The 24,040-nt window shown below is 65.2% G+C and carries 21 protein-coding genes; 15 read left to right on the plus strand and 6 right to left on the minus strand.

Translation table 11 applies throughout. The features are described 5' to 3' along the window. Nucleotides 1-12 precede the first annotated feature (12 nt). Nucleotides 13-2,799 carry a ribonuclease E/G gene (locus OU999_09555; GenBank protein WAC22015.1) on the plus strand — a complete coding sequence of 929 codons (2,787 nt, stop codon included), beginning with the start codon at nucleotides 13-15 and terminating at the stop codon, nucleotides 2,797-2,799. An 86-nt stretch (nucleotides 2,800-2,885) separates the two neighbouring features. Here the strand turns inward: OU999_09555 and OU999_09560 are convergent, their stop codons facing one another. Then, nucleotides 2,886-4,349: a hypothetical protein gene (locus tag OU999_09560; GenBank protein ID WAC22016.1), complete on the minus strand. Its 1,464-nt coding sequence runs from the start codon at nucleotides 4,347-4,349 to the stop codon at nucleotides 2,886-2,888. Nucleotides 4,350-4,472: 123 nt separating this feature from the next. On the opposite strand from OU999_09560, the gene OU999_09565 reads away from it, so the two are divergent. The 5 genes from OU999_09565 (at nucleotide 4,473) to OU999_09585 (ending at nucleotide 9,764) form a co-directional block, all read left to right on the plus strand. Beyond that, complete coding sequence (locus OU999_09565; GenBank protein WAC22017.1) at nucleotides 4,473-5,480, plus strand: phosphoribosylglycinamide synthetase; 1,008 nt, start codon at nucleotides 4,473-4,475, stop codon at nucleotides 5,478-5,480. Nucleotides 5,481-5,574: 94 nt separating this feature from the next. Beyond that, the gene (locus OU999_09570) at nucleotides 5,575-6,357 is read left to right on the plus strand and encodes a succinate dehydrogenase iron-sulfur subunit (GenBank protein ID WAC22018.1); all 783 of its coding nucleotides are present in this window, start codon (nucleotides 5,575-5,577) and stop codon (nucleotides 6,355-6,357) included. Nucleotides 6,358-6,421: 64 nt separating this feature from the next. Next, the gene (locus OU999_09575) at nucleotides 6,422-6,883 is read left to right on the plus strand and encodes a PaaI family thioesterase (GenBank protein ID WAC22019.1); all 462 of its coding nucleotides are present in this window, start codon (nucleotides 6,422-6,424) and stop codon (nucleotides 6,881-6,883) included. Then, nucleotides 6,880-8,010 (plus strand): cell division protein ZapE, encoded by a 1,131-nt coding sequence (gene zapE, locus OU999_09580; GenBank protein ID WAC22020.1) that lies wholly within the window; start codon nucleotides 6,880-6,882, stop codon nucleotides 8,008-8,010. Before OU999_09575 ends, zapE begins: the two co-directional genes overlap by 4 nt. A 113-nt stretch (nucleotides 8,011-8,123) precedes the next feature. Next, a complete protein-coding gene (locus OU999_09585; protein WAC22021.1) occupies nucleotides 8,124-9,764 on the plus strand; it encodes an ATP-binding protein in 1,641 nt (546 codons plus the stop codon). Nucleotides 9,765-9,768: 4 nt separating this feature from the next. On the opposite strand, the gene OU999_09590 is transcribed toward OU999_09585, so the two are convergent. Then, nucleotides 9,769-11,271, minus strand: a complete 1,503-nt coding sequence (locus OU999_09590) for an aldehyde dehydrogenase family protein (GenBank protein WAC22022.1) — start codon at nucleotides 11,269-11,271, stop codon at nucleotides 9,769-9,771. 192 nt (nucleotides 11,272-11,463) lie between these two features. On the opposite strand from OU999_09590, the gene OU999_09595 reads away from it, so the two are divergent. The 3 genes from OU999_09595 to OU999_09605 are packed head-to-tail and all read left to right on the plus strand — an operon-like array spanning nucleotide 11,464 to nucleotide 15,699. Further along, on the plus strand, nucleotides 11,464-12,177 hold the full coding sequence (locus OU999_09595) for a response regulator transcription factor (GenBank protein ID WAC22023.1): 714 nt from the start codon (nucleotides 11,464-11,466) through the stop codon (nucleotides 12,175-12,177). After that, nucleotides 12,174-13,502: a FecR domain-containing protein gene (locus OU999_09600; protein ID WAC22024.1), complete on the plus strand. Its 1,329-nt coding sequence runs from the start codon at nucleotides 12,174-12,176 to the stop codon at nucleotides 13,500-13,502. Before OU999_09595 ends, OU999_09600 begins: the two co-directional genes overlap by 4 nt. Continuing rightward, nucleotides 13,492-15,699, plus strand: coding sequence for a CHASE2 domain-containing protein (locus OU999_09605; GenBank protein ID WAC22025.1), 2,208 nt, complete (start codon nucleotides 13,492-13,494; stop codon nucleotides 15,697-15,699). Before OU999_09600 ends, OU999_09605 begins: the two co-directional genes overlap by 11 nt. On the opposite strand, the gene OU999_09610 is transcribed toward OU999_09605, so the two are convergent. The 4 genes from OU999_09610 to OU999_09625 form a co-directional block, all read right to left on the minus strand. Beyond that, on the minus strand, nucleotides 15,696-16,235 hold the full coding sequence (locus OU999_09610; GenBank protein ID WAC22026.1) for a hypothetical protein: 540 nt from the start codon (nucleotides 16,233-16,235) through the stop codon (nucleotides 15,696-15,698). The genes OU999_09605 and OU999_09610 overlap by 4 nt on opposite strands. Further along, on the minus strand, nucleotides 16,232-17,488 hold the full coding sequence (locus OU999_09615) for a M20/M25/M40 family metallo-hydrolase (protein WAC22027.1): 1,257 nt from the start codon (nucleotides 17,486-17,488) through the stop codon (nucleotides 16,232-16,234). The genes OU999_09610 and OU999_09615 overlap by 4 nt, the downstream gene beginning before the upstream one ends. 134 nt (nucleotides 17,489-17,622) lie before the next feature. Beyond that, nucleotides 17,623-17,796 (minus strand): hypothetical protein, encoded by a 174-nt coding sequence (locus OU999_09620; protein WAC22028.1) that lies wholly within the window; start codon nucleotides 17,794-17,796, stop codon nucleotides 17,623-17,625. After that, nucleotides 17,793-19,166, minus strand: a complete 1,374-nt coding sequence (locus OU999_09625) for a 3-deoxy-7-phosphoheptulonate synthase class II (GenBank protein ID WAC22029.1) — start codon at nucleotides 19,164-19,166, stop codon at nucleotides 17,793-17,795. The genes OU999_09620 and OU999_09625 overlap by 4 nt, the downstream gene beginning before the upstream one ends. Nucleotides 19,167-19,320: 154 nt before the next feature. Here OU999_09625 and OU999_09630 point away from each other — a divergent pair, with 154 nt between their 5' ends. The 6 genes from OU999_09630 to pal all read left to right on the plus strand — a co-directional run bounded on the left by OU999_09630 (nucleotide 19,321) and on the right by pal (nucleotide 23,990). Further along, nucleotides 19,321-19,803 (plus strand): YbgC/FadM family acyl-CoA thioesterase, encoded by a 483-nt coding sequence (locus OU999_09630; protein WAC22030.1) that lies wholly within the window; start codon nucleotides 19,321-19,323, stop codon nucleotides 19,801-19,803. Nucleotides 19,804-19,811: 8 nt separating this feature from the next. Continuing rightward, nucleotides 19,812-20,513: a protein TolQ gene (gene tolQ / locus OU999_09635; protein ID WAC22031.1), complete on the plus strand. Its 702-nt coding sequence runs from the start codon at nucleotides 19,812-19,814 to the stop codon at nucleotides 20,511-20,513. Next, the gene (locus tag OU999_09640) at nucleotides 20,513-20,971 is read left to right on the plus strand and encodes an ExbD/TolR family protein (protein ID WAC22032.1); all 459 of its coding nucleotides are present in this window, start codon (nucleotides 20,513-20,515) and stop codon (nucleotides 20,969-20,971) included. The genes tolQ and OU999_09640 overlap by 1 nt, the downstream gene beginning before the upstream one ends. Nucleotides 20,972-21,004: 33 nt before the next feature. Further along, nucleotides 21,005-21,952: a cell envelope biogenesis protein TolA gene (locus OU999_09645; protein WAC22033.1), complete on the plus strand. Its 948-nt coding sequence runs from the start codon at nucleotides 21,005-21,007 to the stop codon at nucleotides 21,950-21,952. A gap of 3 nt (nucleotides 21,953-21,955) precedes the next feature. Then, the gene (gene tolB, locus OU999_09650; GenBank protein ID WAC22034.1) at nucleotides 21,956-23,287 is read left to right on the plus strand and encodes a Tol-Pal system beta propeller repeat protein TolB; all 1,332 of its coding nucleotides are present in this window, start codon (nucleotides 21,956-21,958) and stop codon (nucleotides 23,285-23,287) included. 184 nt (nucleotides 23,288-23,471) lie between these two features. Beyond that, entirely contained in the window at nucleotides 23,472-23,990 is a 519-nt protein-coding gene (gene pal / locus OU999_09655) for a peptidoglycan-associated lipoprotein Pal (protein ID WAC22035.1), read from the plus strand. The last annotated feature ends 50 nt before the right edge of the window (nucleotides 23,991-24,040 follow it).

A 24,040-nucleotide genomic window follows, 5' to 3' on the forward strand; every position in this document is an offset into this window, starting at 1 on the left:
GGAGAATATTGAATGACAACGCGCATGTTGATCGATGCGCGCCACCAGGAAGAAACCCGGGTGGCGGTGCTCAAGGGAAACCGGATTGAGGAGTTCGACTTTGAATCTGCCGAACACAAGCAGATCAAGGGCAATATCTATCTAGCCAAGGTTACCAGGGTAGAACCCTCGCTGCAGGCGGCCTTTGTCGATTATGGCGGCAACCGCCACGGCTTCCTCGCCTTTTCGGAAATCCACCCCGATTATTATCAGATCCCGCGCGAGGACAAGATTGCGCTGCTGGCTGAAGAAGCCCGGCACGCCCGGGAAGAGGCCGAGGCGCTCGCTGCCGAGGAAGAAGCCGATGATGCGGCTGGCCGTGGCGGCGAAGAAGGCAGCTATGACGACGGCCTGTCCGACGAGGGCCTGATCGAGACCGATGAGGAACCGATCGTCGCCGAGACCATTTCGGGCGACAGCGATGGCGATTCCGACAGCGATGAAGGTGACGGCGAAGGCGAGAGCGAGGAATCGCGCGAGGCCAATGGCGAAAGCACCGGCAATGGTCGTGGCAATGGCCGCCGCCGTCGCCGCGATGGCCGTGGCGGCAAGGCCAAGGCCAGCGACGAAGCGCGCACCAGCCGCATGGCGCTGCGCCGTCGCTACAAGATCCAGGACGTCATCCAGCGCCGCCAGGTGATGCTGGTGCAGGTCGTCAAGGAAGAGCGCGGCAACAAGGGTGCGGCGCTCACCACCTATCTGTCGCTGGCGGGCCGCTATTGCGTGCTCATGCCCAACAGCGCGCATGGCGGCGGCATCAGCCGCAAGATCAGCAATGCTTCGGACCGCAAGCGGCTGAAGACCATCATCGCCGAGATGAAGCTGCCCGCGACCATGGGCTGCATCGTCCGCACCGCTGGCCTTTCGCGCACCAAGCCCGAAATCAAGCGCGACTTCGATTATCTCGCTCGTCTGTGGGACGAGATCCGCGAAAAGACGCTCAAGGCCTCAGCGCCCGAGATCATCCACTCGGACAGCGACCTCATCAAGCGCGCGATCCGCGATATCTACAACCGAGATATCGAGGAAGTGCTGGTCGAGGGCGAGGCGGGATACCGCGCGGCCAAGGACTTCATGAAGTTGCTGATGCCCAGCCACGCGCGCCGGGTGAAGAGCTATTCGGACCCCGTGCCGCTGTTCCAGCGCTATGGCACCGAAGACCAGCTCTCGGCGATGTACGAGCCGGTGGTGCAGCTCAAGTCGGGCGGCTATCTGGTCATCAACCCGACCGAGGCGCTGGTATCGATCGACATCAACTCGGGCCGCTCCACCAAGGAGCATGGCATCGAGGCGACGGCGCTCAACACCAATCTTGAGGCGGCACGCGAAATCGCCCGGCAGCTGCGCCTGCGCGACATGGCGGGCCTGGTCGTCATCGACTTTATCGACATGGAATATGGCTCGAACATCCGCAAGGTCGAGAAGGCCATGCGCGATGCGCTGAAGAGCGACCGGGCACGCATCCAGGTCGGCCGCATCTCGGGCTTTGGCCTCATGGAAATGAGCCGCCAGCGCCTGCGCACCGGCGTGCTCGAGGCATCGACCCGCACCTGCCCGCATTGTGACGGCACAGGCCTGGTCCGCACCGCATCGTCGGCCGGCCTGTCGGCGCTGCGCCTGCTGGAAGAAGAGGCCGCACGCGGCCATGGCAGCATCATCACGCTGCGCACCAGCCAGGAAGCGTCGATCTACGTCCTCAACAACAAGCGCCGCGACATTGCCGAGATCGAAGAACGGTTCGGCGTGCGCATCGAAATTCTGCCCAATGGGGAGAATGAAGGCGCGAAGATGGAAGTGACCGCCAGCGGCCCGCGTCCGGAAAAGGTCGTGACCTTCCAGCCGATCATCGACGAAGATGACGAGGACATCGAAGACGAGATCGACGAGGTCGAGGAAGAAGAAGAGGTCACCGAAAAGCGCAGCGGTCGCGGTGATCGTGGTGATCGCGGCGAGCGGGGCGAACGCCCTGCCCAGCAGCGCAGCAGCGAGGAAGGCGAAGGAGGGCGCTCCAAGCGCCGCCGCCGCCGTCGCGGCAAGCGCGGCAGGCGCGATGGTGATGCCCCTCAGGGTGAGTTCGAAGCTGGTACCGAGAGGGAGGCTGGCGAACAGTCCGACGAGGCGATGGTGCCGGGCGATGCCGAAGCCCCTGCCGAAAGCGAAGCGGTGGAAGCTGCTGCCGAGGCTGGTGACGATAACGGCGAGGCCAAGCCGCGCCGTGCGCGCCGGGGTCGTCGCGGCGGTCGCGGTCGCAAGAATGGCGAGGCCGGTGACGACAGCGCAGAAGCTGCGGGTGACGAAGCCAGTGCGGAAGCGCCTGCCGAAACGGTGACCGAAGAGGCCGCTGCGCCTGCAGCGGAACCGTTGGAAGCCGAAGCCGAAGCCGTGGCCGAGCCTGTGGCCGAAAAGCCCAAGCGCAAGCGGGCCTCGCGCGCCAAGAAGCCGGTGGCAGAGGCCGAAGCCTCCGCCGAGGCTGAAGCACCGGCAGCCGAAGCCGAGCAGCCTGCTGCTGAAGCCGAGCCTGCCGCCGAAGCCGAGCCCGCTGCCAAGCCGAAGCCCAAGCGCGCACCGCGCAAAAAGGCGGCACCCAAGGCCGAGGCTGCCGAAGCCGTCGTGGCTGAATCCGCGCCCGAGCCTGTGGCCGAGCCGGCAGAAGACCCCGCTGACGCAACGCCCGCCGCCAAGGCGAAGGCCGCCGAAGCACCCGCCGAAAGCACCGAACCGCCGCGTCGCGGCTGGTGGCAGCGCACTTTCGGCAACTAACGGGTCATAAGTCGCAAACAAAAGGGGGTGCCCCGCCAGACCGGCAGGGCACCCCTTTTTTGTTGACCGTCTGGCTCCAGCTGAGTTCAGTCGCTGGCCAGCGCTGCCTCGAACGCGTCGCCAATCGCCGCCATATCGCGATCGAGCTGGGCTTCGGCCTCACCCTCCATCTGCGCCAGCGCCACCATCTGCGGCATCGAGATACCGATGCGCAGCGTCCCGCGCACCTTGCCGGCCATGTCCAGCCCCTGGAAGCGCGCGCATTTGACCGGCTGGCCCAGCCGCACGCCCGACTGCATCATCTTGAGCTGGATCGCGGTGGCGCCGTCAAAGTCGATCGCGCGCCGTTCGCCGCTCAGATCCACCGTGGTCAGCGTCCGCATCTCGATCGGATGGGTACCGGCCTGATCACGGTCGGCAAAGGGATAGGGCGTGACCCGCGTACCGCCGATCCGGTCGACCAGCGCCAGCGATGCGCAGCGGAATTGCTCGACCACCCTGGCAAGGGTGTGGAAATCCAGCGCCTGGAACCGCTCGAGCTCGAAAAGGGCTGCTGCGAGCCGCACGGTCAGGCCGGCATTGCCGCTATCGGGCAGGCGCTCTGCCCCGGCCCAGCCTTCGGGCAATTCAGCGCGGCGGAAGATCGTGGCCATGCCCTCGCCCAGCGGCGAAATGCGCGCGCCAAGCTGGCGCGGCACAAGCGCAAAGCCGGAGAACGGCGGGCCACCCATGAACTTGGAGCCGGTCATCAGTACCACGGCCCCGCGCACCAGATACGCGCAGATGGCCGGGCTGGTGATCCGCGCCTGGCAGGCGTCGACGACGAAACCGATCGAGTCGCCATATTGGGTGATCAGCGCATCGATATCGTCGAGATGCGGCAGGATCAGACCGGTCTTGGAGCCGTGCACGACATGCAGCAGCGGGAACTTGCCCGCCAGCAGCGCACGCTCGATCTCGCTGCGCATTGCCGCGACGATCACCGCACTGTCGAACGCCTCGCCAAAGCCATTGCGCACCGAAACCTCGGACAGCGAAATGGAGGCGAGACCGGGAACGACCGCGCCCTTCGATGAGGGTATGCCCATCGCCGTCTGCGCTGCGAAATACTGACCCGCGGCGCTCAGGATGCAGCCGCTGCCGACCTCGTCCGCCCCCAGCAGCACATTGTGGATGCCGTGGACGGCCCGGCCCGAAAACGCCTGAAGTGCGATATACTCAAGGTCTGTGCCCGATGCCGAAAAGGCGATGTCGGTGCCCTGCGGCAAGCCATAAGCCGCCGCGATCCGGTCGCGCAGCACGCTGAGATGCCCGGCATAGTCTGCCCCCGCCATCTCGGCGGTCATCTCGTGATCGGACACAAACTGGCACAGATGATCGAACGCCGGCTGCGAGATGTCATTGGCCGTCGACGACGCATAGGTCACCGTTGCGCGCGGGAAAGGTGAACTGAAATATTTGTTGGTGCCATCGGCATGGGCGGGGACGATTCGCTCGTCTCCACCGATGGTGAGAAGATGGCTGACCGTCTTATGCAATTCCTGTTGCATCAAACTTATCTTTCGCTGCGCCCCCGAAGCGGATAAGGGCGCGGCTATAGGGGCGCTGGCCATTATGGCAAGCTGCTTTGACTGGACGCCCCCCTGCAAACCCAAAAGAAAGTGCGTTTTGCCGTGAACCAATATCCCGCCCCGCTGACCATCGATGCCAAAACGCGTGAGACGCTGAAGGTATTGTTCCTTGCCAAGCACGCGCTGGGCGATGGATCGCTGCACCCGGAGGACGGCAACCATGCCGTGTACCACAACGAGGTCCGCACGATCCTGGAAGGGCTTTTCGACAATCTGACGGTCGGCAACCAGTATGCGATGCTGTTCGATCCCCCGGAAGTCGACTTCGTGTTCTCGCTGCTCAACCGCGGCGGCTTCGTGAATTCCGAGATGCTGGTGCCGCTGCTGTGCAACCGCAAGGGCCTGCCCTATCTGGGTGGCAGCCCGATCCTGCGCGGCCTGTCCGACGACAAGCACCTCTCCAAGCTGGTCGCGCGCGCCCGCGGCATTCCGACGGCCGACTGGGCGATCTATCGCAAGGGCGGCCCGGTCGATGAAAAGCTGTGCCCGATGGCCGAGCGCATGGTGATCAAGCCCAACGCCTCGTCCGCCAGCTGGGGCGTGCGCGATGCCGGCGACTGGGCGGGCGTCAAGGACGCCATCGCCGCGATCCACGAGGAAGGCCATGACGCGATCGTCGAGCCGTTCCTGACCGGCAGCGATGTCGAGGTGCCGGTGGTGACGATGCACGGCCGCCCGCTGATCCTGCCGATGATGCTGTTCGAACAGGCCGATCCCACGCACCTGCGCACCTATTGGGAAAAGCGCGATCTGGTCGAGCGCGCCAGCAAGTACGAGCTGGTCGATTTCGAAGGATCACCGTTCGAGGCGCAGATTGCCGCGCACACCGCCAATCTGGCGCAGGAATTCGTGCCGTTCGATTATGGCCGCTACGAATTCCGGCTCGATGCCGAAAAGGGCGAGCTGCACTTCCTCGAGGTCAACCTCAACTGCAACCTGTGGAGCCAGAAGGTCTTCGGCCGCTCCGCCGTCCGCGCCGGCTGGACGCAGGAACAGCTGATCGAGACGATCGTGGCGGAAAGCCTGCGCAGCCACGGTCTGATGGGGTAAATATCCTTTTTACCCGCTATCGCCATAGGGCGTTGAGCCTTGGGCGCAAAATGTCTATCTAGGCTCCGGACGCATTGAAGGACGAGGGATTTCCATGGCTACGTTTACGCTCCCGGCGAACAGCAAGATCACTGGCAAGGGCCAGGCGTTCAGCGCGAAGACCGGCGGGCGGCTGAAACGGTTCAAGGTCTATCGCTACGATCCCGACAGCGGCGAGAACCCGCGCTACGACACGTTCGACATCGATCTGGACGATTGCGGCCCGATGGTGCTCGACGCGCTGATCAAGATGAAGTCGGAGCAGGATTCGACGCTGACCTTCCGCCGCTCGTGCCGCGAAGGCATTTGCGGATCGTGCTCGATGAACATCAACGGCCGCAATGGCCTGGCCTGCACCACCGCGATCGAGGACTGCAAGGGCGATGTGCGCATCACCCCGCTGCCGCATATGGACGTGATCAAGGACCTGGTCCCCGATTTCAGCCATTTCTATGCGCAATATGCCTCGATCCGCCCTTGGCTGCAGACCGTGACGCCGGTGCCCTCGGGCAAGGAGCGGCTGCAGTCGCCCGAAGACCGCGCCAAGCTGGACGGTCTGTACGAGTGCATCCTGTGCGCCTGCTGCTCGACCAGCTGCCCCAGCTATTGGTGGAATTCGGACAAGTTCCTGGGCCCCGCCATCCTGCTGCAGGCCTATCGCTGGCTGGCCGACAGCCGCGACGAGATGACCGGTGAGCGGCTCGACGAGCTGGAAGATCCCTTCCGCCTGTATCGCTGCCACACCATCATGAACTGCGCCAATGTCTGCCCCAAGGGCCTGAACCCGGCGCGCGCGATTGCAGAGATCAAGAAAATGGAGGTCGAACGGCACGTCTGATCGGCCACCAGGCCGACAGACCCGTTCGATTCCCTACCGCAAGGTGGACCTGCAAACCCTGAACATGCCAGACGATTTCGCGTTCGGCCTGGACCCGGATCGTCCGGGCTGGATGCGCTGGGCATTGCGGGAGCAGAACCGCTATAACAGCACGCTCGGCCCGATGTGGGTGATGAAGCGCGATGACGGCGTGGTCGTCGTGCGGACCGAGCCGGGTCATCTCCAGGGCAACCTGGCCAACAATGTGCATGGCGGCGCGATCCTCACCCAGGTCGATATCGCGCTGTTCGTCTGCGCCCGGCTCAACGGATCGTTGCGCCATGGCCCCGGCGTCACGCTGGATCTGACCAGCCATTTCATGGGGGCGGGCAAGATCGGCCTTCCGATCGATGCCGAGGTCGAAATCCTGCGCGAAACCGGCCGCCTGCTGTTTTTGCGCGGGCTGGTGGTGCAGGACGGCGAGACGGTCTGCGCGTTCAGCGGCACCATCCGCAAGACCCCCGCACCCCGGGGCGACAGGGGATGACCGGCACCCTCGCCCGTTATGACGCGCTGGTCAGTGCGGGCGAATTGCGGCCCGATGCCGATCAGCGCGCCGCCGCGGTCCGGTTGCAGGCGATGCAGGATGCACTGGAGGCAGTGCCCCCGCGCGGCTCGCTGCTCTGGCGGCTGATGGCGCGCGAGGCCAAGCCCGATCCGGTGCGCGGCCTCTACATGTTCGGCGGTGTGGGCCGCGGCAAATCGATGCTGATGGACCTGTTCTACGAATCGGTCGCCATCAACCGCAAGGTCCGCGTCCACTTTCATGAATTCATGCAGGATATCCACGCGCGCCTGCGGGTCGAGCGCGACAAGATGCAGGGCGACCCCATTCCCCCGGTGGCGCGCCAGTTCAGCGACAATTACCGGCTGATCGCGTTCGACGAGATGGTCGTCAACAACAGCGCCGATGCGATGATCATGTCGCGCCTGTTCACCGCGATCATCGAGGCGGGGGTGACCATCGTCACCACATCCAACCGCCCGCCCGACGATCTGTACAAGGATGGCCTCAACCGCGAGCATTTCCTGCCCTTTATCGCGCTGATCAAGGCGCGGCTCGATGTGCTGTCGCTCAACGGCCCAGTCGATTACCGGCTGGAGCGGCTGTCCGGCACCGATACCTGGCACATGCCCAACGGCCCCAAAGCCACTGCGGCCCTGCGCACCGCCTTTTTCCGCATGACCGATTATTCGCCCGATGATGCGGCGCACGTGCCGTCTGCCGACGTGCCGATCAGCGGCGGACGGACGATCCATGTGCCCAAGTCGCTGAAAGGCGTGGCGGTCTTTTCGTTCAAGAAGCTGTGCGGAGAGGCGCGCGGGGCGCCCGACTATCTCGCCATCGCCAGGCGTTATCACACCGTGTTCCTGGTCGGCATACCCCGATTGGGGCCTGAAAACCGCAACGAGGCGGCGCGCTTCGTCACGCTGATCGATGCGCTGTACGAGATGAAGGTGAAGCTGATCGCGGCAGCCGATGCCGAGCCGGGCGATCTTTACGCGAGCGGCGATGGCCGGTTCGAATTCGACCGCACAATATCCCGATTGATGGAAATGCAGTCGGACAGCTATCTGGCCCTGGGCCATGGCGCACGCTCCGCCGGGGAGTAATCTGCGCGGCATTTGCAATGATGCGCATGCAAAGCTTTGCAAAACCAACATAAGTTTGCGTCGCGCGGGCGAACCTGTCTATCAGGGTCGAATTCTCCTGGCGGACACATCTGATGCTGAAACGACTGGCCATCGCTACCGGATGGGCCCGCATGACGCGGCGCTCGCTGGTCTTGCGCATCGGCATCGCGCTGCTTGCCTGTGCGGCCGGGGTCGGCGCGCGGCTGGCGCTGGAACCTTATCTGCACGGCCTGCCCTTCATCACCATGTTCGCGGGCATTGTCTTCGCAGCGTTTTTTGCCGGCTTCTGGCCCGCCATGCTGACGCTGATGCTCAGTGCTGGGCTGATCCAATGGGTCATCATCCCGCAGACCGACAGCATCGCAGCTGTCCAGGCATCCTGGGTGCCGATGATCTTCTTCCTGTGCACCGGGTTCCTGATCGCGATCATCATCGAAAGCGTGTTCCGAGCGCATGAAGACCGCATCATGGTCTCCGACCAGCTGGCGAGATTGAACGCCGATCTGGACGGCCTGGTCGCGCAAAGGACGCAGCAGCTCCAGGACGAGATCGAGGAGCGCCAGGCGACCGAGGCAAGGCTGCATCAGGCGGAAAAGATGGACGCCATCGGCCATCTGACAGGCGGAATCGCGCATGATTTCAACAATATGCTGGCGATCATCACCGGCTCGCTGGATCTCGCCAAGCGGCGGATGGGGCAAGAGGGCGATCCCAGGATCGTCAGCCATATCGACAATGCGGCCAATGCCGCAGACCGCGCCGCCGCGCTCACGCACCGGCTGCTGGCCTATGCCCGCAAGCAGCCGCTCGATCCCCGCCTGCTGAATGTGAATGCGCTGGTGGGATCGGTCAACGCGCTGCTGGAACGGACGCTGGGCGAGCAAATCGTGATCGACATGCAGCTCAACCCTGAGGTCTGGCCCTGCACGGCCGACCAGACCCAGCTGGAGACCGCGATCATCAACCTGGCGGTCAACGCGCGCGATGCGATGCCCGGCGGCGGCAAGCTGGTGATCGAGACCGCCAATGTCACGCTCGATGCGGCCTATTGCAGCCAGCATGAAGACCTTGCCCCCGGCGATTACGTGCAAATTGCGATCAGCGACACCGGCCATGGCATGTCGCCCGAGGTCCGCGCACGGGCGCTGGACCCGTTCTTCACCACCAAGGATGTCGGCAAGGGCACCGGGCTGGGCCTCAGCCAGGTCTATGGCTTTCTCAAGCAGTCGGGCGGCCACCTCAACCTCTATTCGGAAGAGGGCAAGGGCAGCACGATCAAGCTGTACGTGCCGCGCACCACCAGCAGCGAGGGTGCCGACGAGCGGAGCCAGAGCTCCGCGCTGCGCTATACGCCGCCGCAGAACCTGACCGTGCTGGTCGTGGAAGATGATGACGGCGTGCGCGCGATGGCCCGCGCCAGCCTGATCGAGCTGGGCTTCATCGTGCACGATGTCGACAGCCCACACGAAGCGGTGCAGCTGATCGAAAGCGGGCTGGCCATCGACCTGCTGTTCACCGATGTGGTGATGCCGGGCATGAATGGCCGCCAGCTTGCGCATCGGCTGCGTGAGACGCGCCCCGACCTCAAGGTGCTCTACACCACCGGCTACACGCGCAACGCCATATTGCACAATGGCGTCATCGACAGCGACGTGGTGCTGCTGGTCAAGCCGTACAGCGTCGATGACCTTGCGCGCAAGATCATGGATGCGCTCAACCCGACGCTCAACTGATCAGCTACAGCTCGAACCGCACGCCCTGGGCCAGCGGTAGCGCGCGCGAATAGTTCACCGTGCTGGTCTGGCGGCGCATATAGGCCTTCCAGCTGTCCGACCCGGATTCGCGGCCGCCCCCGGTTTCCTTCTCGCCGCCAAATGCGCCGCCGATTTCCGCGCCCGAGGTGCCGATATTGACATTGGCGATCCCGCAATCGCTGCCCGCTGCCGCAACAAAGGCTTCGGCTTCGCGCAGATCGTTGGTGAAGATCGACGAGGACAGGCCCTGGCTGGCGGCGTTGTTGAGCGCGATGGCTTCATCCAGATCGTCGTAGCGCAGGCAATAGAGGATCGGCGCGAAGGTCTCGCGCAGCATCGGGCCGGTCTGGGCCGACATCTCGACCACCGCCGGGCGGACATAGACCCCCTGGCCCGGCCCGGCGATCCTGTCGCCGCCATGCACGACAGCGCCGTCGGCACGCGCATCGGCCAGCGCATCGCGCATCGCGGCATAGGCCGCGCCGTCGATCAGCGGGCCTGCCAGATTGGTGGGATCGCGCGGATCGCCGATCGGCAGCCGCGCCGCTGCAGAGATGATGCGCGGCACGAAGCTGTCATAGATCGAGCGGTGCACCAGCAAACGCCGGAGCGAGGTGCAACGCTGGCCCGTCGTGCCCATGAAGCCAAAGGCACAGCCTGACAGGGCAAGGTCCATATCCGCGCTCGGCGCGACGATGGTGGCGTTGTTGCCGCCCAGTTCCAGCAGGCTGCGCGCAAAACGGCTTGCCGCCGCCTGCCCGACGATGCGTCCCATCCGCGTGCTGCCGGTGGCGGAGACGAGCGCGATGGCCGGATGATCGACCAGTGCCGCGCCGGTCGTCGCATCGCCCAGCACAAGCTGCGCCAGGCCTTCGGGCGCGTCGGAGCCGAACGCCTTTGCCACCCGGTCGAACAGCGCCTGGACGGCGATGGCGGTCAGCGGTGTCTTTTCCGAAGGCTTCCACACCACGCTGTCGCCGCAGACCAGCGCCAGCGCGGCGTTCCAGGCCCAGACCGCGACGGGAAAGTTGAACGCGGTGATGATCGCGACCGGGCCCAGCGGATGCCAGGTTTCGCTCATGCGGTGGCCGGGGCGCTCGCTGGCGATCGTCAGACCGTAGAGCTGGCGCGAAAGACCCACCGCAAAATCACAGATGTCGATCATTTCCTGCACTTCGCCCAGACCTTCGGACAATGGCTTGCCGCAGTCGAGCGTCACCAGCAGCCCCAGCTCTGCCTTGTGGGCACGCAGCGCTTCGCCGAATCGCCGGACCAGTTCTCCACGCCGCGGTGCTGGAACATTGCGCCACTGGGCAAATGCCCGCGCAGATCGTGCTGCAACCTGATCGACCTCGACAGCCGGAGCCGCCGTAAATCCGCCGATTTCAATCCCGTCAACCGGGCTGAATACGCGGATGTTTCCTTCAGGAATGGCAAACTTCAAAGTCGATGCAATGTAGCCGAGATCAATTTTGCTGGGGTTCATTTCAGTCTCTATGGTCTTGTTCTTGATTCAATGTGCAGCGCCTCTGCGTCCAAGTTGACGCGATGCCGGCCCTGACCTGTGTAAAGCTATGTAAAAACGTATACGCGGGACTCGCCATCGACAGCAAAAACAGGCAATTGACGTGCTTAACAAGCGTTTAATTGCAACCGGGGCGCACGTCGGGGGAAATCAATGCGCATCGCAATCGCGGACGATGACGTCACCAGTCTGGCCTTTCTAGAAAACGTTGTCACCGGCATGGGGCATATATGCGCCAAATTCGCTGATGGGGACAGGCTCTCGGCTGCCCTGTTGCGAGACACATTCGATCTGGTCATGCTCGACTGGAACATGCCTGGCAAGACCGGTCTTGAGGTGCTGGAATGGATGCGGACAACGGTGGAAAGTTCGCCGCCGGTGATCATGCTGACCGCGCGCACCGCCAAGCGCGACGTGACCGATGCGCTGAATGCCGGTGCCGATGACTATATCTGCAAGCCCGAGGAAGAAGGCGTGATCGCGGCGCGCATTGCTGCAGTGCTGCGCCGGACGACCGGCAATGCCAGCATGGACAAGATCGCCGAATATGGCGGCTATCGGCTGGACCGCATGGCGCAGACCATTCGGCACGAGGGCGAGGATATCGTGCTGACCGCCAAGGAATTCGAACTCGCCGACCTCTTGTTCCGCAACCGCGACCGCACATTGTCGCGCGCCTATATCATGGAGACGATCTGGCGGACCAGCGCGGACCTTGCCACGCGCACGCTGGACATGCACATTTCGCGCGTGCGTTCGAAGCTCAGCCTCAAGCCGGAGAACGGCTTTCGCATCTTCACCGTTTTCGGCTATGGCTATCGCCTTGAAACCATCGATCCGGCCAAGGACCCTGTAGCCACCGAATGACCCTGCGTGCCGCGCCGACACTGTGGCTGATGCTGCTGACGCTGCTGCTGGGCAGCGCTTGGGCTCTGTCGTCCCCTGTTGCTGCACAGGCGCGCAATGACGATGCGATCATCTACACCGTCCGCAAGGGCGACACGCTGATCCAGCTGGCGCGCGATTACATGGTGCGCCCGACCGACTGGAAACAGGTGCAGCAGATCAATCGCGTCCCAGATCCGCACCGCCTGCCGGTCGGCAGCAAGCTGACCTTGCCGGTGCGGCTGCTGAAAGCGCGCCCGGCCAGCGCGACGGTTGCGGCCTTCCGAGGCCAGGCACTGGCAGCGGCAGCGGGCAACGCGGCACAGGCGGTCGCCATGGGCCAGATGCTGGGCGAAGGCGCGCGGGTGACGACGGGCCCTGCCTCGTCGCTGTCGCTGGCGCTGACTGACGGCTCGGTCATCACCCTGCCCTCCAACAGCGCCTTGAAGATCGGCCGGCTGCGCAAGCTGCTGATCACCGACAGCATCGATTATGACCTGATGCTGGAAAGCGGGTCGGTGCGCAGCCGGGTCACCCCCTTCCGCAATCGCGACGACCGCTTCCGCCTGCGCAACCCGGTGGCGGTCTCCGCCGTGCGCGGGACCGATTTCCGCACCCATTTCGATGCCGCCAGCGAGACCGCGCGGTCGGAACTGATCGAAGGGGGCATCGCTCTGCGGGCTGGCAGCAATACTGAAACACCGCTGGCGCCCGAATTCGGGGCTGTTATCGGCAAATCCGGCAGCATTGCCGTCGAGCCGCTGCTGCCCGCGCCGCAACTGACCAGCGGCGGCGGTGTCCAGCGTGCCCCGGCGATCAGCTTTGCGGTCGATAATGTGCCGGGTGCCACCCGCTATCGCCTGCAGATCGCGCGCGACAGCGGCTTTGTCGATATCATCGAGGATATGAACGGCAGCGATCCCGGCTTTAGGCTGGAAGGGCTGGCCAACGGCAATTATTTCGCCCGCTTCACCGCCATTGCGACATCGGGACTGGAAGGCATTCCGGGCACCGTCGCCTTTCGTCGCAGGCTCGCCACCGCGACACAGGGGGCCGTCGCTGGCGAACAAGGCTATATCTTCCGCTGGGTCGGGACCGGCGACGGCGTGCGGCGCTATCGCTTCCAGTTGCGCCGTGAAGACAATCCATCCTTCCTGGTCGACGAGGCTGGGCTCACCGGATCGTCGATCGTGCTGAGCGAACTGCCCCCGGGACGCTATCTCTGGCGGGTGGGCACCACGACGCACAGCGCCGAGGAAACCGACACCGACTGGACGGCGTTCGAGAGCTTTGCCCTTGAAGAGTGAGCCGGGCGGATCGGCGGGTCTCAGACGCCGTTTCCGCATCGAATGGGCCTGGGTAACGGCCCTGGCCTCGGCGATCATCGTCGCGACCGTGCTGGGCGGATGGACGCGGCCCGCAGACGACCTGCTCTATGACGCGGCGATGCGCCTGGCCCCGGCGGACGCTGACTCGAGCCTGCTGATCGTCGCGATCGACGAGCCCAGCCTGGAGGCACTGGGGCGCTGGCCCTGGCCGCGACGGCTGCACGCCGAACTGCTCGACCGGCTGGCCGAAGCCCGCCCGCGCTCGATCACGCTCGACCTATTGCTCACCGAGCCTGCCGCCGACGACCCCGCGCTTGCGGCGGCCATGCGCGCGGCACCGGTCGGTCTGCCCGCGCAGTTCCTGATCCCCGGCCGCGATGGCCGCGCGTTCGAGCGGATCGACCCGGTCCCGGCCCTCGCCCGGGCGGCCCGGATCGGCCATGCCAACACGCTGATCGACAGCGACGGCACGGTGCGATCGGCCGCATCCTGCTTCAACCCCGCCCCCGGCATCGCGCCGCTGCAGCACCTTATGCGGATCCAGGGCACTCCTGGGTCTGGCAACGGCTGCGCGCCGCAGCGCCTGCGCTTTGCGCCGCCCGAAAGCTTCGCCACCATTTCCTATGTTAGCGTGCTGCGCGGCGAGGTTCCGCCTGCACTGATCGCGGGACGCCGGGTGCTGATCGGCATGACCGCGCAGGGCCTGGGCGATCGCTATCCGGTGCCGGTATCGGATGGCGGCAACATGCCCGGCGTGGAGATTAACGCCAATATCGCCAATGCCCAGCTGCAGGACGCATGGGTGCACAGCCCATCGCTGCCGGTCCGCCTGGCAGCGGCGCTCGCCCCGGCCTGGCTGCTGATGATCGCCTTCTGGCGCATTCGTCCGCGCGCGGGCAGCCTGCTCGCGCTGGCGCTGATGCTGGCGACGCTGGCGATCAGTACCGCCGCGCTCGCCGCGCATTGGTGGATCGCGCCGGGACCGGCATTGCTCGGGTTGGCCCTGGTCTATCCGCTCTGGGGCTGGCGCAGGTTGCAGGCGACCAGCGACTATATGGGCGGCGAGCTGGCCAGGCTGGAACAGGAAGAGGCGCTGCCGCTGACCCGGCAGGACCCGATCGATACCGACCATGTCACCCGTCAGGCGCGGCAGTTGGCCCGCGCCATTGCCCAGCTGCGCGATCTGAAGCGGCTGGTCGGCGATGCGCTGGCCGGGTTGCCCGATCCCGCGCTGGTCAGCGACCTTGCCGGCCGCATCGTGCTGACCAATGGCGCAGCGCGCAGCGCCTTTGGCGACGAGCTGGAGGGCGTGGACGCCGCCGCGCTGCTCGCCGATATCGGGCTGCCCATGGCGCGGCAGACGATTGCGGCCTATCTCGCCAGCCCGGCCCAGGGCCATATCGAGTTCGAGGCGCGCGACGGCCGGGCCTTTGTGCTGCGCCGCGCGGCGATCATCAGCGCGGATGGCCAGCCCCAGGGCCAGATCGATTACCTCACCGACATCACCGCCATCGCGCTGGCGCGGCGGGAACGCGAGCGGATGCTGCAGCTGCTGTCGCACGACATGCGCGCGCCGCAGGCGGCCATCCTGGCGCTGCTGGCGCAGGACGATGCCGGAATCGACCGGGCACGCATCGCCCGCCATGCGCGGCAGACGCTGACCCTGGCCGACAGCTTTGTCGATCTTGCCCGCATGCAGGAACGCGGCTTCGATCCCGAACCGGTGATCGCGGCGGACCTCGCCAGTGAAGCGGCGGACAGCTTGTGGCCCATCGCCCAGCAGCGCGGCGTGCAGATCACCGTCATCGATGAGAGCGACTGCGCCTTTGTCGCGGCCGAGCGCGAAAGCCTGTTCCGCGCGTTCGTCAACCTGATCGACAATGCAGTGAAATACAGCCCGGACCAGGGCGAGGTGAAGGTCCGGATCGACTGCGCCGCTGATCAGGTGCGCCTGAGCGTGCGCGATCACGGCAAGGGCATCGATCCCGCCATCCTGCCGCGCCTGTTCGAACGCTTTGCCAGCGACGGTGCTGGCGACATGGTCAAGGGCATCGGTCTGGGGCTGAACTATGTCGCCGCCGTGGTGCAACGCCATGGCGGCACGATCACCGCGCAGCCGGCCAATGGCGGCGGCGCGGAATTCATCATCACCCTGCCGCTGGATGCTTCGGCCTAGCGCCTGCCCTTGCGCGCCACCTGAAGGGTGCCGCTGCCCGCATCCAGCCGGTCCACCGCTGCGCTGACCAGATAGGGCAGAGTATCGTTCAGCGCTGCCTTGCAATGATATTCGGACGCAGCACCGGAAAAGGCGATGGCACCGCTGACGCGGTCGGTCAGCGTGATCGTCAGCCGATGGTCGCGCTTGGCACAGCCCTGGTTGTTGCTGCGGTCGGCAGCGGGTGCCAGCGTGGCGACAGGCTTGCCGAAATCGTCGCCAGTCTTGAGCGTGATGGTCGCCGGGCGATCGGCCAGCGTGACGGCGAGCAGATAATCGCCTTCCTGCGCCTGCCTCCAGCCGCGCTGGCGCAGCGCCGCTGCCACCATGTCGCGTGCCTGGCCGGGCAGCACGCCCAGATCATCCGGCACCGGCGCGATCGCAAAGCTGGCACGCGGCGCGATCGGCACCGGTGCGGTTGCATCGATCCGGGTGACCACCGGCGATGCACATCCGGCGAGCAGCAGCACCGCTGCAAAGGTGACGCCGCGCATCATTTCGCAGGCCATTCGAGATTGGCGATCGCCACGACCAGCGCCAGCCCGGAGGACAGGCCGTTGACAAAGGCGTTGCGCTCCACGTTCACATATTCGTCGACCGAATGCGCGCGGCCACCGCCACCGCCCGAGCCGATGGTGATGGCCGGAATGCCCATGCTCATCGGGATATTGGCATCGGTGGACGATGCCTGGAGCTGGGTCTCGAACCCGTGATCGGCCAGCACCCGGCGGCTGGTGACGACCAGCGGATGCGTATCCGCGGTGCTGCCCGCAGGCCGGTCGCCGATCCGGGTCTTTTCCGCCGCGATCATCCCGACATTGGTCGAGCGGGCATAATTTTCTGCAGCCACGGCTTCATCGACGATGGTCAGGAAGCGCTGCTCCAGACGGTCGAGCGCTTGTGGATCGGGCGAGCGCATGTCGACCTGAAGCTCGATGCGGTCGGGGATCGAATTGACCGAGGTGCCGCCCGAAACGACGCTGGCCGCATAGCTGGTGCGGGGATTGCCGGGCACATCGGTCTCGTATAGCCGTCGCACGGTATCGGCCATCGCCACCATCGGGTTGACGATGCCGAACGCGCCATAGCTGTGCCCGCCCGGGCCAGTGAACGCGATATTGTAGCGCTTGGACCCGACCGCCTGATTGACGATGCGCGAGGGATCCGAACCGTCGACCGAGACAAAGGCGGCAATCCTGTCCTTGTACGCGTTCTTGGTGAACAGGTGGCGCACGCCGCGCAGATCGCCCGGCCCCTCCTCGCCCACCGTGGCGACGAACAATATGTCGTTCCTGGTCTGGACCTTGGCGGCGTTCATCGCGCGGATCCAGGCCAGCAGACCGGTCAGCCCGACCGTATCGTCGCCAACGCCCGGTGCATTGAGCGTATTGCCTTCACGCCGCACCTTCACATCGGTGCCCTTGGGGAAGACCGTGTCGAGATGCGCGGTGATCGCCACCAGCGGACCGCCGGCTGCGACCGTCCCGCGGCGAATTCCGGTGACATTGCCCTCGGCGTCAATGGTGACCTCGGCCAGGCCCAGCGCCTTGAACTGCTGCTGGAAATATTGCGCGCGCGCCTGCTCGCCGAACGGCGGCGCGGGGATTTCTGTGATCGTGATCAGTTCCTTGACGATCCGGTCGTAATCGGCCGCCAGCGCGGTCTTGGCGGCGCTGGCATCCTGCGCGAGCCCGGGCGCGGTGAGGCTGGCGCTGAGCGCCAGTGCGGCGATGAAACGGCGGATGGTCATGTGTTCCCCTTGTTCAATTCTGACTCCCCTCCCTGCAAGGGAGGGGTTGGGGGTGGGTAGAGCGTCCAGGCGCAAACGTCGCGCAGACGACCCACCCCTGCCCCTCCCTTGCAGGGAGGGGACCACCTTGTTTATCAATCCCGCGTGAGCAGGAAATACACCACATAGAACCACGAGAAAAAGCCGTGGATGATCGCCCAGAGCACCGATTTGTGCGCGGTATAGCTGATGGCAATCGCGAGCGCGCTGCCGAAGCCGACGCCGTTGCGGACGACTTCCTTCTGGACGATGATCCGCCGCTCGCTCATGCCGCCTTGCGCGCCGAAGCGGAGACTTCCGCGTTGAGCATCTCGGCCACCTCGAACGCCACTTCGAGCGACTGCGCCGCGTTGAGCCGCGGGTCGCAATGCGTGTGGTAACGATCGCCCAGCGCCTCGTCGGTAATCGCGATCGCGCCGCCGGTGCATTCGGTGACATTCTGCCCGGTCATCTCGATATGGATGCCGCCCGCATGCGTGCCCTCGGCGCGGTGGACCGCGAAGAAGCCGCGCAATTCGGCCATGATCCGTTCGAACGGACGCGTCTTGAAGCCGCTGTCGGACTTAACGACATTGCCGTGCATCGGGTCGCACGACCAGATGACCGGATGGCCCTCCTTCTTCACCGCGCGGACCAGCGGGGCGAGGCCCGCCTCGACCTTGTCATGCCCGAAGCGGCTGATCAGCGTCATGCGGCCGGGAATGCGCGCGGGGTTGAGCGTGTCGAGCATCGCCAGCAGCGCATCGGTGCTGAGGCTGGGCCCGCACTTGATGCCGATGGGGTTGCCGATGCCGCGCAGGAACTCGACATGCGCCGAGCCCTCGAACCGGGTGCGGTCGCCGATCCACAGGAAATGGGCAGAGGTATCGTACCAGTCACCGGTCAGCGAATCGCGCCGGGTCATCGCCTCCTCGAACGGCAGCAGCAGCGCTTCGTGGCTGGTGAAGAAGCTGGTGCCCTGAAGCTGCGGCACGGTATCGGTGCTGATGCCGCAGGCGCGCATGAAGTCGAGCGCCTCGCTGATCCGGTCCGCCGTTTCGGCATAGCGCTCCGCCCACGGGCTGCGGCCCATGAAGTCGTGCATCCATTTCTGCACCTGCTGCAGGCTGGCATAGCCGCCGCTGGCAAAGGCACGCAGCAGGTTTAGCGTCGCCGCGCTCTGCGAATAGGCGCGGACCATGCGCTGGGGATCGGGCTCGCGCGTAGCCGCGTCGAATTCGATGCCGTTGATATTGTCGCCGAAATAGCTCGGCAGCTCGATATCGCCCTGGCGTTCGGTGGGTGCAGAGCGCGGCTTGGCGAACTGGCCCGCCATCCGGCCCAGCTTCACCACCGGGCGCTTCGAGGCGAAGGTCAGCACCACCGCCATCTGCAGCAGCACGCGGAAGGTATCGCGAATATTGTTCGGGTGGAACTCGGCAAAGCTTTCCGCGCAATCGCCGCCCTGCAGCAGGAACGCTTCTCCGGCAGCGACGCGTGCCAATTCCTTTTCCAGGCTGCGCGCTTCGCCGGCAAAGACCAGCGGCGGATAGTTTTTCAGCGTGGCTTCGGCCTCGGCCAGCGCAGCGGCATCGCGATACGCCGGGATATGCCGCGCCTCTTGGGTTCGCCAGCTATCGGGGGTCCACTTGCCTGCCACGTCATTCACTCCAAGAAAATCCACCCGGCAGGATAGGCCGGGCCGCGCCCCATAGCAATGTCGGGCGGGAAATGCAGCAGGCAAATGGCATTTATGGTCGCGCAGGGCCGCCAAGCCTTGCCTTTGATGTCGCAAAGACTCTAAGCGGTTTACCATGATCCCGCCCGATATCATTCCGTTCAGCGGCCGGTTTGAAGGCAAGACGCACTATTTTGCCCTGCGCGTCTATTTCGAGGACACCGATTTTTCCGGCATCGTCTATCACGCCAATTATCTGCGCTATCTGGAACGTGCCCGATCGGACATGCTGAGCTGCCTGGGGATAGACCAGCGCGGCACCTATGCGGCAGGCGAGGGCGTCTATGCCGTAGCCGATATGGCGCTGAAATTCGTGCGCCCGGCCAGGATGGACGATGCGCTGATCGTGATGAGCCAGATCACACGTTTGCGCGCGGCGGCGTGCATCATTCATCAACGAGTCATCCGACGCGGCCAATCTGTCGCCGATTCCTGCGAGACACTCTTGGAAGCTGACGTTACCGCCGCGTTTATCAACCCAGAGGGCCGTCCCATCCGCCAGCCGCGTGCCTGGGTGGACGCCTATAACCAGATCCTCGATCCCGACCAGAAAGACTGATCCCCACTATGATCGATACCATGGGCCTTACCCCCGATGCCGTCACGCTGTCGCCGCTCAAGCTGTTCATGGAGGCGGATCTCGTCGTCAAGGCGGTGATGATCGGCCTGGCGATGGCCAGCATCTGGACCTGGACGATCATCATCAGCTTCGGCCTCAAGATCGGCAAGATCGGGCGCGACAACACCGCGTTCGAGCAGGATTTCTGGAAGGCGGGCGATATCGACGCCTTTTACAAGTCGCGCGGGCATGAAAAGCTGCCGAGCGCGCGCGTGCTCGCCGCCGGTGTTGCCGAATGGCGGCGCACCACCAAGGGCCGGGTCACCGACCGCGACGGCGCGCGCCAGCGGCTTGCCACCGCGATGCAATCGAGCGTGGGGGCCGAGATCGACACCCTGTCCGACCGGCTGAACTTCCTCGCCACGGTCGGCTCGGTCGCGCCGTTCGTGGGTCTGTTCGGTACCGTCTGGGGGATCATGCGCAGCTTCACCGCGATCGCTGCAGAGCAGAACAGCTCGCTTGCGGTCGTCGCCCCTGGCATTGCCGAAGCGCTGTTCGCGACTGCCATCGGCCTGTTCGCGGCCATCCCGGCAGTGATCGCGTACAACCGCTTCTCGCACCGGCTGAACAAGCTCGAAGGCAAGCTCTTCCGCTTTTCTGACGCGTTCCACGGCGAGCTGAGCCGCGAACTCGAAAAGGACAGCTTCTGATGGGCATGCAGCTGGGGCCATCGGGCGGAGGCGGGCGGAGGGGCCGGTCGCGCGCGCCGATCGCGGAAATCAACGTCACCCCGTTTGTCGACGTGATGCTGGTGCTGCTGATCATCTTCATGGTGACCGCGCCGCTGCTGGTCGCGGGCGTGCCGATCGACCTGCCCGACAGCCGCGCCAACGCGCTGGAGCAGGAAAAGGAGCCGGTGCAGATCTCGCTCGATGCCGAGGGCCAGGCCTTTATCGATGACGCGCAGGTGAACATGGACGACCTTCCCGCGGCGCTGGAAGCGATCCGCAAGCAGCGCGGCGACGACAATGGCGATGCGCCGCAGGTGATGCTGCGCGCCGACCGCTCGCTCGATTACGGCAAGGTGGCGCTGGTGATGGGCGAGCTGAACCGCGCAGGCCTGAACCGCATATCGCTGGTCACTACCGGTTCATCCGACCGCCCATAACCGGTTGAAGACGAAAGGCTTACGAGCAAGAGAATGGAGAAAAGCGAGCGTCTTGGGCTTTCGGTGGCGGTGGTCGGCCATGTCGCGCTGTTCGCTGCGCTGTCGCTTGGCATTGCCAGCCGCAGCGAGCTGAAGATGCCGGTCAAGCCGATCGAGGTCCAGCTGACCGATGAGGTAGGGCTGGAATCGGAATCGCCCACACCCAATGTCGAAGCGGCAACCGCGACCGCGCCCGAGATCGCGCCCAAGGTCGAAAAGGCCGCGCCCGCCGCGACGAGCGAGCCCGAGCCTGCCCCGACGCCGCCGGTCAAGCGGCCCGAGCCGCCTGCGCCCAAGGCGATCGAGCGCCCCTCGCCGCCCAAGCCCAAAGCTGCCGAAAAGCCACGTCCCGCGCCGGTGCCCAAGCCCGCACGCAGCACGCCGCCGCCGCCCGCCAAGCCTCAGCCCAAGACGGCCGAAAAGCCCAGGCCCAAGGCCCCCGCCGACACCTCCGAGCGTCGTCGCCCGGATCGCCCCAAGGCGAGCCCGGCGGCCAAGCCGTCGACATCCTCGCCCGCCAAGGCCAGCCCCAACACCACCGCGCGCGCGCCGCGCATCGGCAAGGATTTTCTGGATGGCGTGACCGACAAGCCTTCTACCAGCCGCGCCCAGACCCCGCCCGCCGCAACCATCGGCCCTGCCGTCGTCGCATCGCTTCAGCGCGAGTTGCTCCGCCAGGTCAAACCGCACTGGGTGCCGCCCACCGGCGCCGATGCGGAACTTTTGCGCACCAAGGTCGTCGTCCGACTGGATGAGAGCGGCAATATCGTCGGCAGCCCTCAGGCGACCACTACCGGGGTCAATGCCAGCAACCGCGCACAGGAGGCGCTGCACAAGGAACGCGCGATTGCCGCTGTCCGCCGCGCCGCCCCGTTCAAGTTCCCCGCGCAATATTATGCGGAATGGCAGACCATCGAGCCAACCTTCTATCTGGGATTGTAAGACATGCGGAAGACAACGCTTTCCAAAATCGCCCTGATCGCCGCCGCTGGCTGGGTGTTGACCACCCCCGCGCACGCCCAGCTGGCGGTGGATGTGGACAATGCCGGCAGCGCGGACCTGATCATCGCGGTCCCTGCGCTGCCCACCCCGCAGAGCGAATCCACGCTGGCGGGCACCACCGAGGATCTGGGCAACCGCATCAGCGATGTGATCGCCTCCGACCTCGACCGCTCAGGCCTGTTCAAGCCGATCGGCCGCAACGCGGTAAAGCGCATCACCGTCGACGAGGTTACCGCGCCGACCTTCCCCTATTGGCAGGGTCGCAGTGCCGCAGCGCTCATCCAGGGCTTTGTCCGCTCCAATGGCGACGGCAAGATCACCGTGGGCTGCTATCTCTACGATGTCGCGCTGGGCAGCGAGCTGACGCGCCAGGGCTTTGTCGTCGAACCGGCAGACTGGCGCCGCGCCGCGCACAAATGCGCCGACAGCATCTATTCGCGCCTGTCGGGCGAAAGCCCGTTCTTCGACAGCCGTATCGCCTACATTGCCGAGACCGGACCCAAGGGCAACCGCACCAAGCGGCTGGCAATCATGGATTCGGATGGCGCCAACCACCGCTTCATCACCAACGGCCAGTCGACCGCCCTCACCCCGCGCTTTTCGCCCGACTACAAGCAGATCGCGTATCTGAGCTATGTCGACGGCAACCCGCGCATCTATGTCTATGATGTCGGCACCGGGCGGCAGCGGCTGGTGACGCAGAGCCGCAACCCCACCTTCGCGCCGCGCTGGTCGCCCGATGGCAAGTATCTGCTCTATTCGATGGCGATCGGCGGCAATACCGACATCTACAAGATCCCCGCCGAGGGTGGCACCCCGGTCCGGCTGACCGACGGCCCCGGCATCGATGTCGGCGGCAGCTTCTCCCCCGATGGCAGCCAGATCGTGTTCGAAAGCGATCGCAGCGGCGGCCAGCAGCTCTATGTGATGAACGCCGATGGCTCGAACCAGCGCCGCATCAGCTTTGGCGGCGGCCGCTATGCGACGCCCGAATGGAGCCCGCGCGGCGATCTGATCGCGTTCACCAAGATGCAGGGCAATTTCCGCGTCGGCGTGATGAGCCCATCGGGCGGCGGCGAGCGGCTGCTGACCAACAGCTGGCAGGACGAGGCCCCGACCTGGGCGCCCAATGGCCGCGTCATCCAGTTCTTCCGCACCGGGCGCGGCGCGGTCAGCTCGACCGTGTGGCAGGTGGACCTTACCGGCGCGAACGAACGCCGCCTGCCGACCCCGGTCGATGGATCCGACCCCGCCTGGGGTCCGATTCTGCCGTGATGGAGCCTTTTGCTGCGCTCAAGGGTTTACCCTGTCGATGAATGGAGTCAGACTTCCTTCAGGTTAACATTGGTTATGTTTCATTGCGGGGCGTTGACGGCACGATGCCAGAAATCCCGCACTTCCCCCACGGGGCCTAGTCTGTGTCGTCTGTATGGCCCCAACAACAAGAAGGAGACGCTCGATGAGAACTGTCCGCAACACGCTTGTCCTGGCCACGGCCGTCATCGCATTGGGCGCCTGCGCCAAAAAGGCCCCGCCCGAGCTGCCGCCCGCGCCGGGTCCGGCGGTCGACAATTCGACCGGACAGGACAATTCGGGCGTCGGCAATGTCGCCGTACCCGGCAGCCAGGCCGATTTCCTCGCCAAGGTCCGCTCCGACCGCATCCTGTTCGATCTGGATCGCTATAATGTCGATGCCGACGACCAGATCACGCTGCAGAGCCAGGCGCAGTGGCTGTCGCAATATCCCAACAAGCAGGCGATCATCGAAGGCCATGCCGACGAACGCGGCACACGCGACTACAACCTGGCGCTGGGCGAGCGCCGCGCCAATGCCGCGAAGAATTATCTCGTCTCGCTCGGCGTCAGCGAACAGCGCCTGCGCGTCGTCAGCTATGGCAAGGAACGCCCCGCTGCCATGGGATCGGACGAAGCCAGCTGGGCCCAGAACCGCCGCGCGGTGACCGTGACCATCGACTGATCGGCGACATCATCGCCTGAAACACAAAAGGCCAGCCGTGCAGTACGGCT

It is taken from the genome of Blastomonas sp. SL216 (assembly GCA_026625625.1).
Lineage (GTDB): Bacteria > Pseudomonadota > Alphaproteobacteria > Sphingomonadales > Sphingomonadaceae > Blastomonas.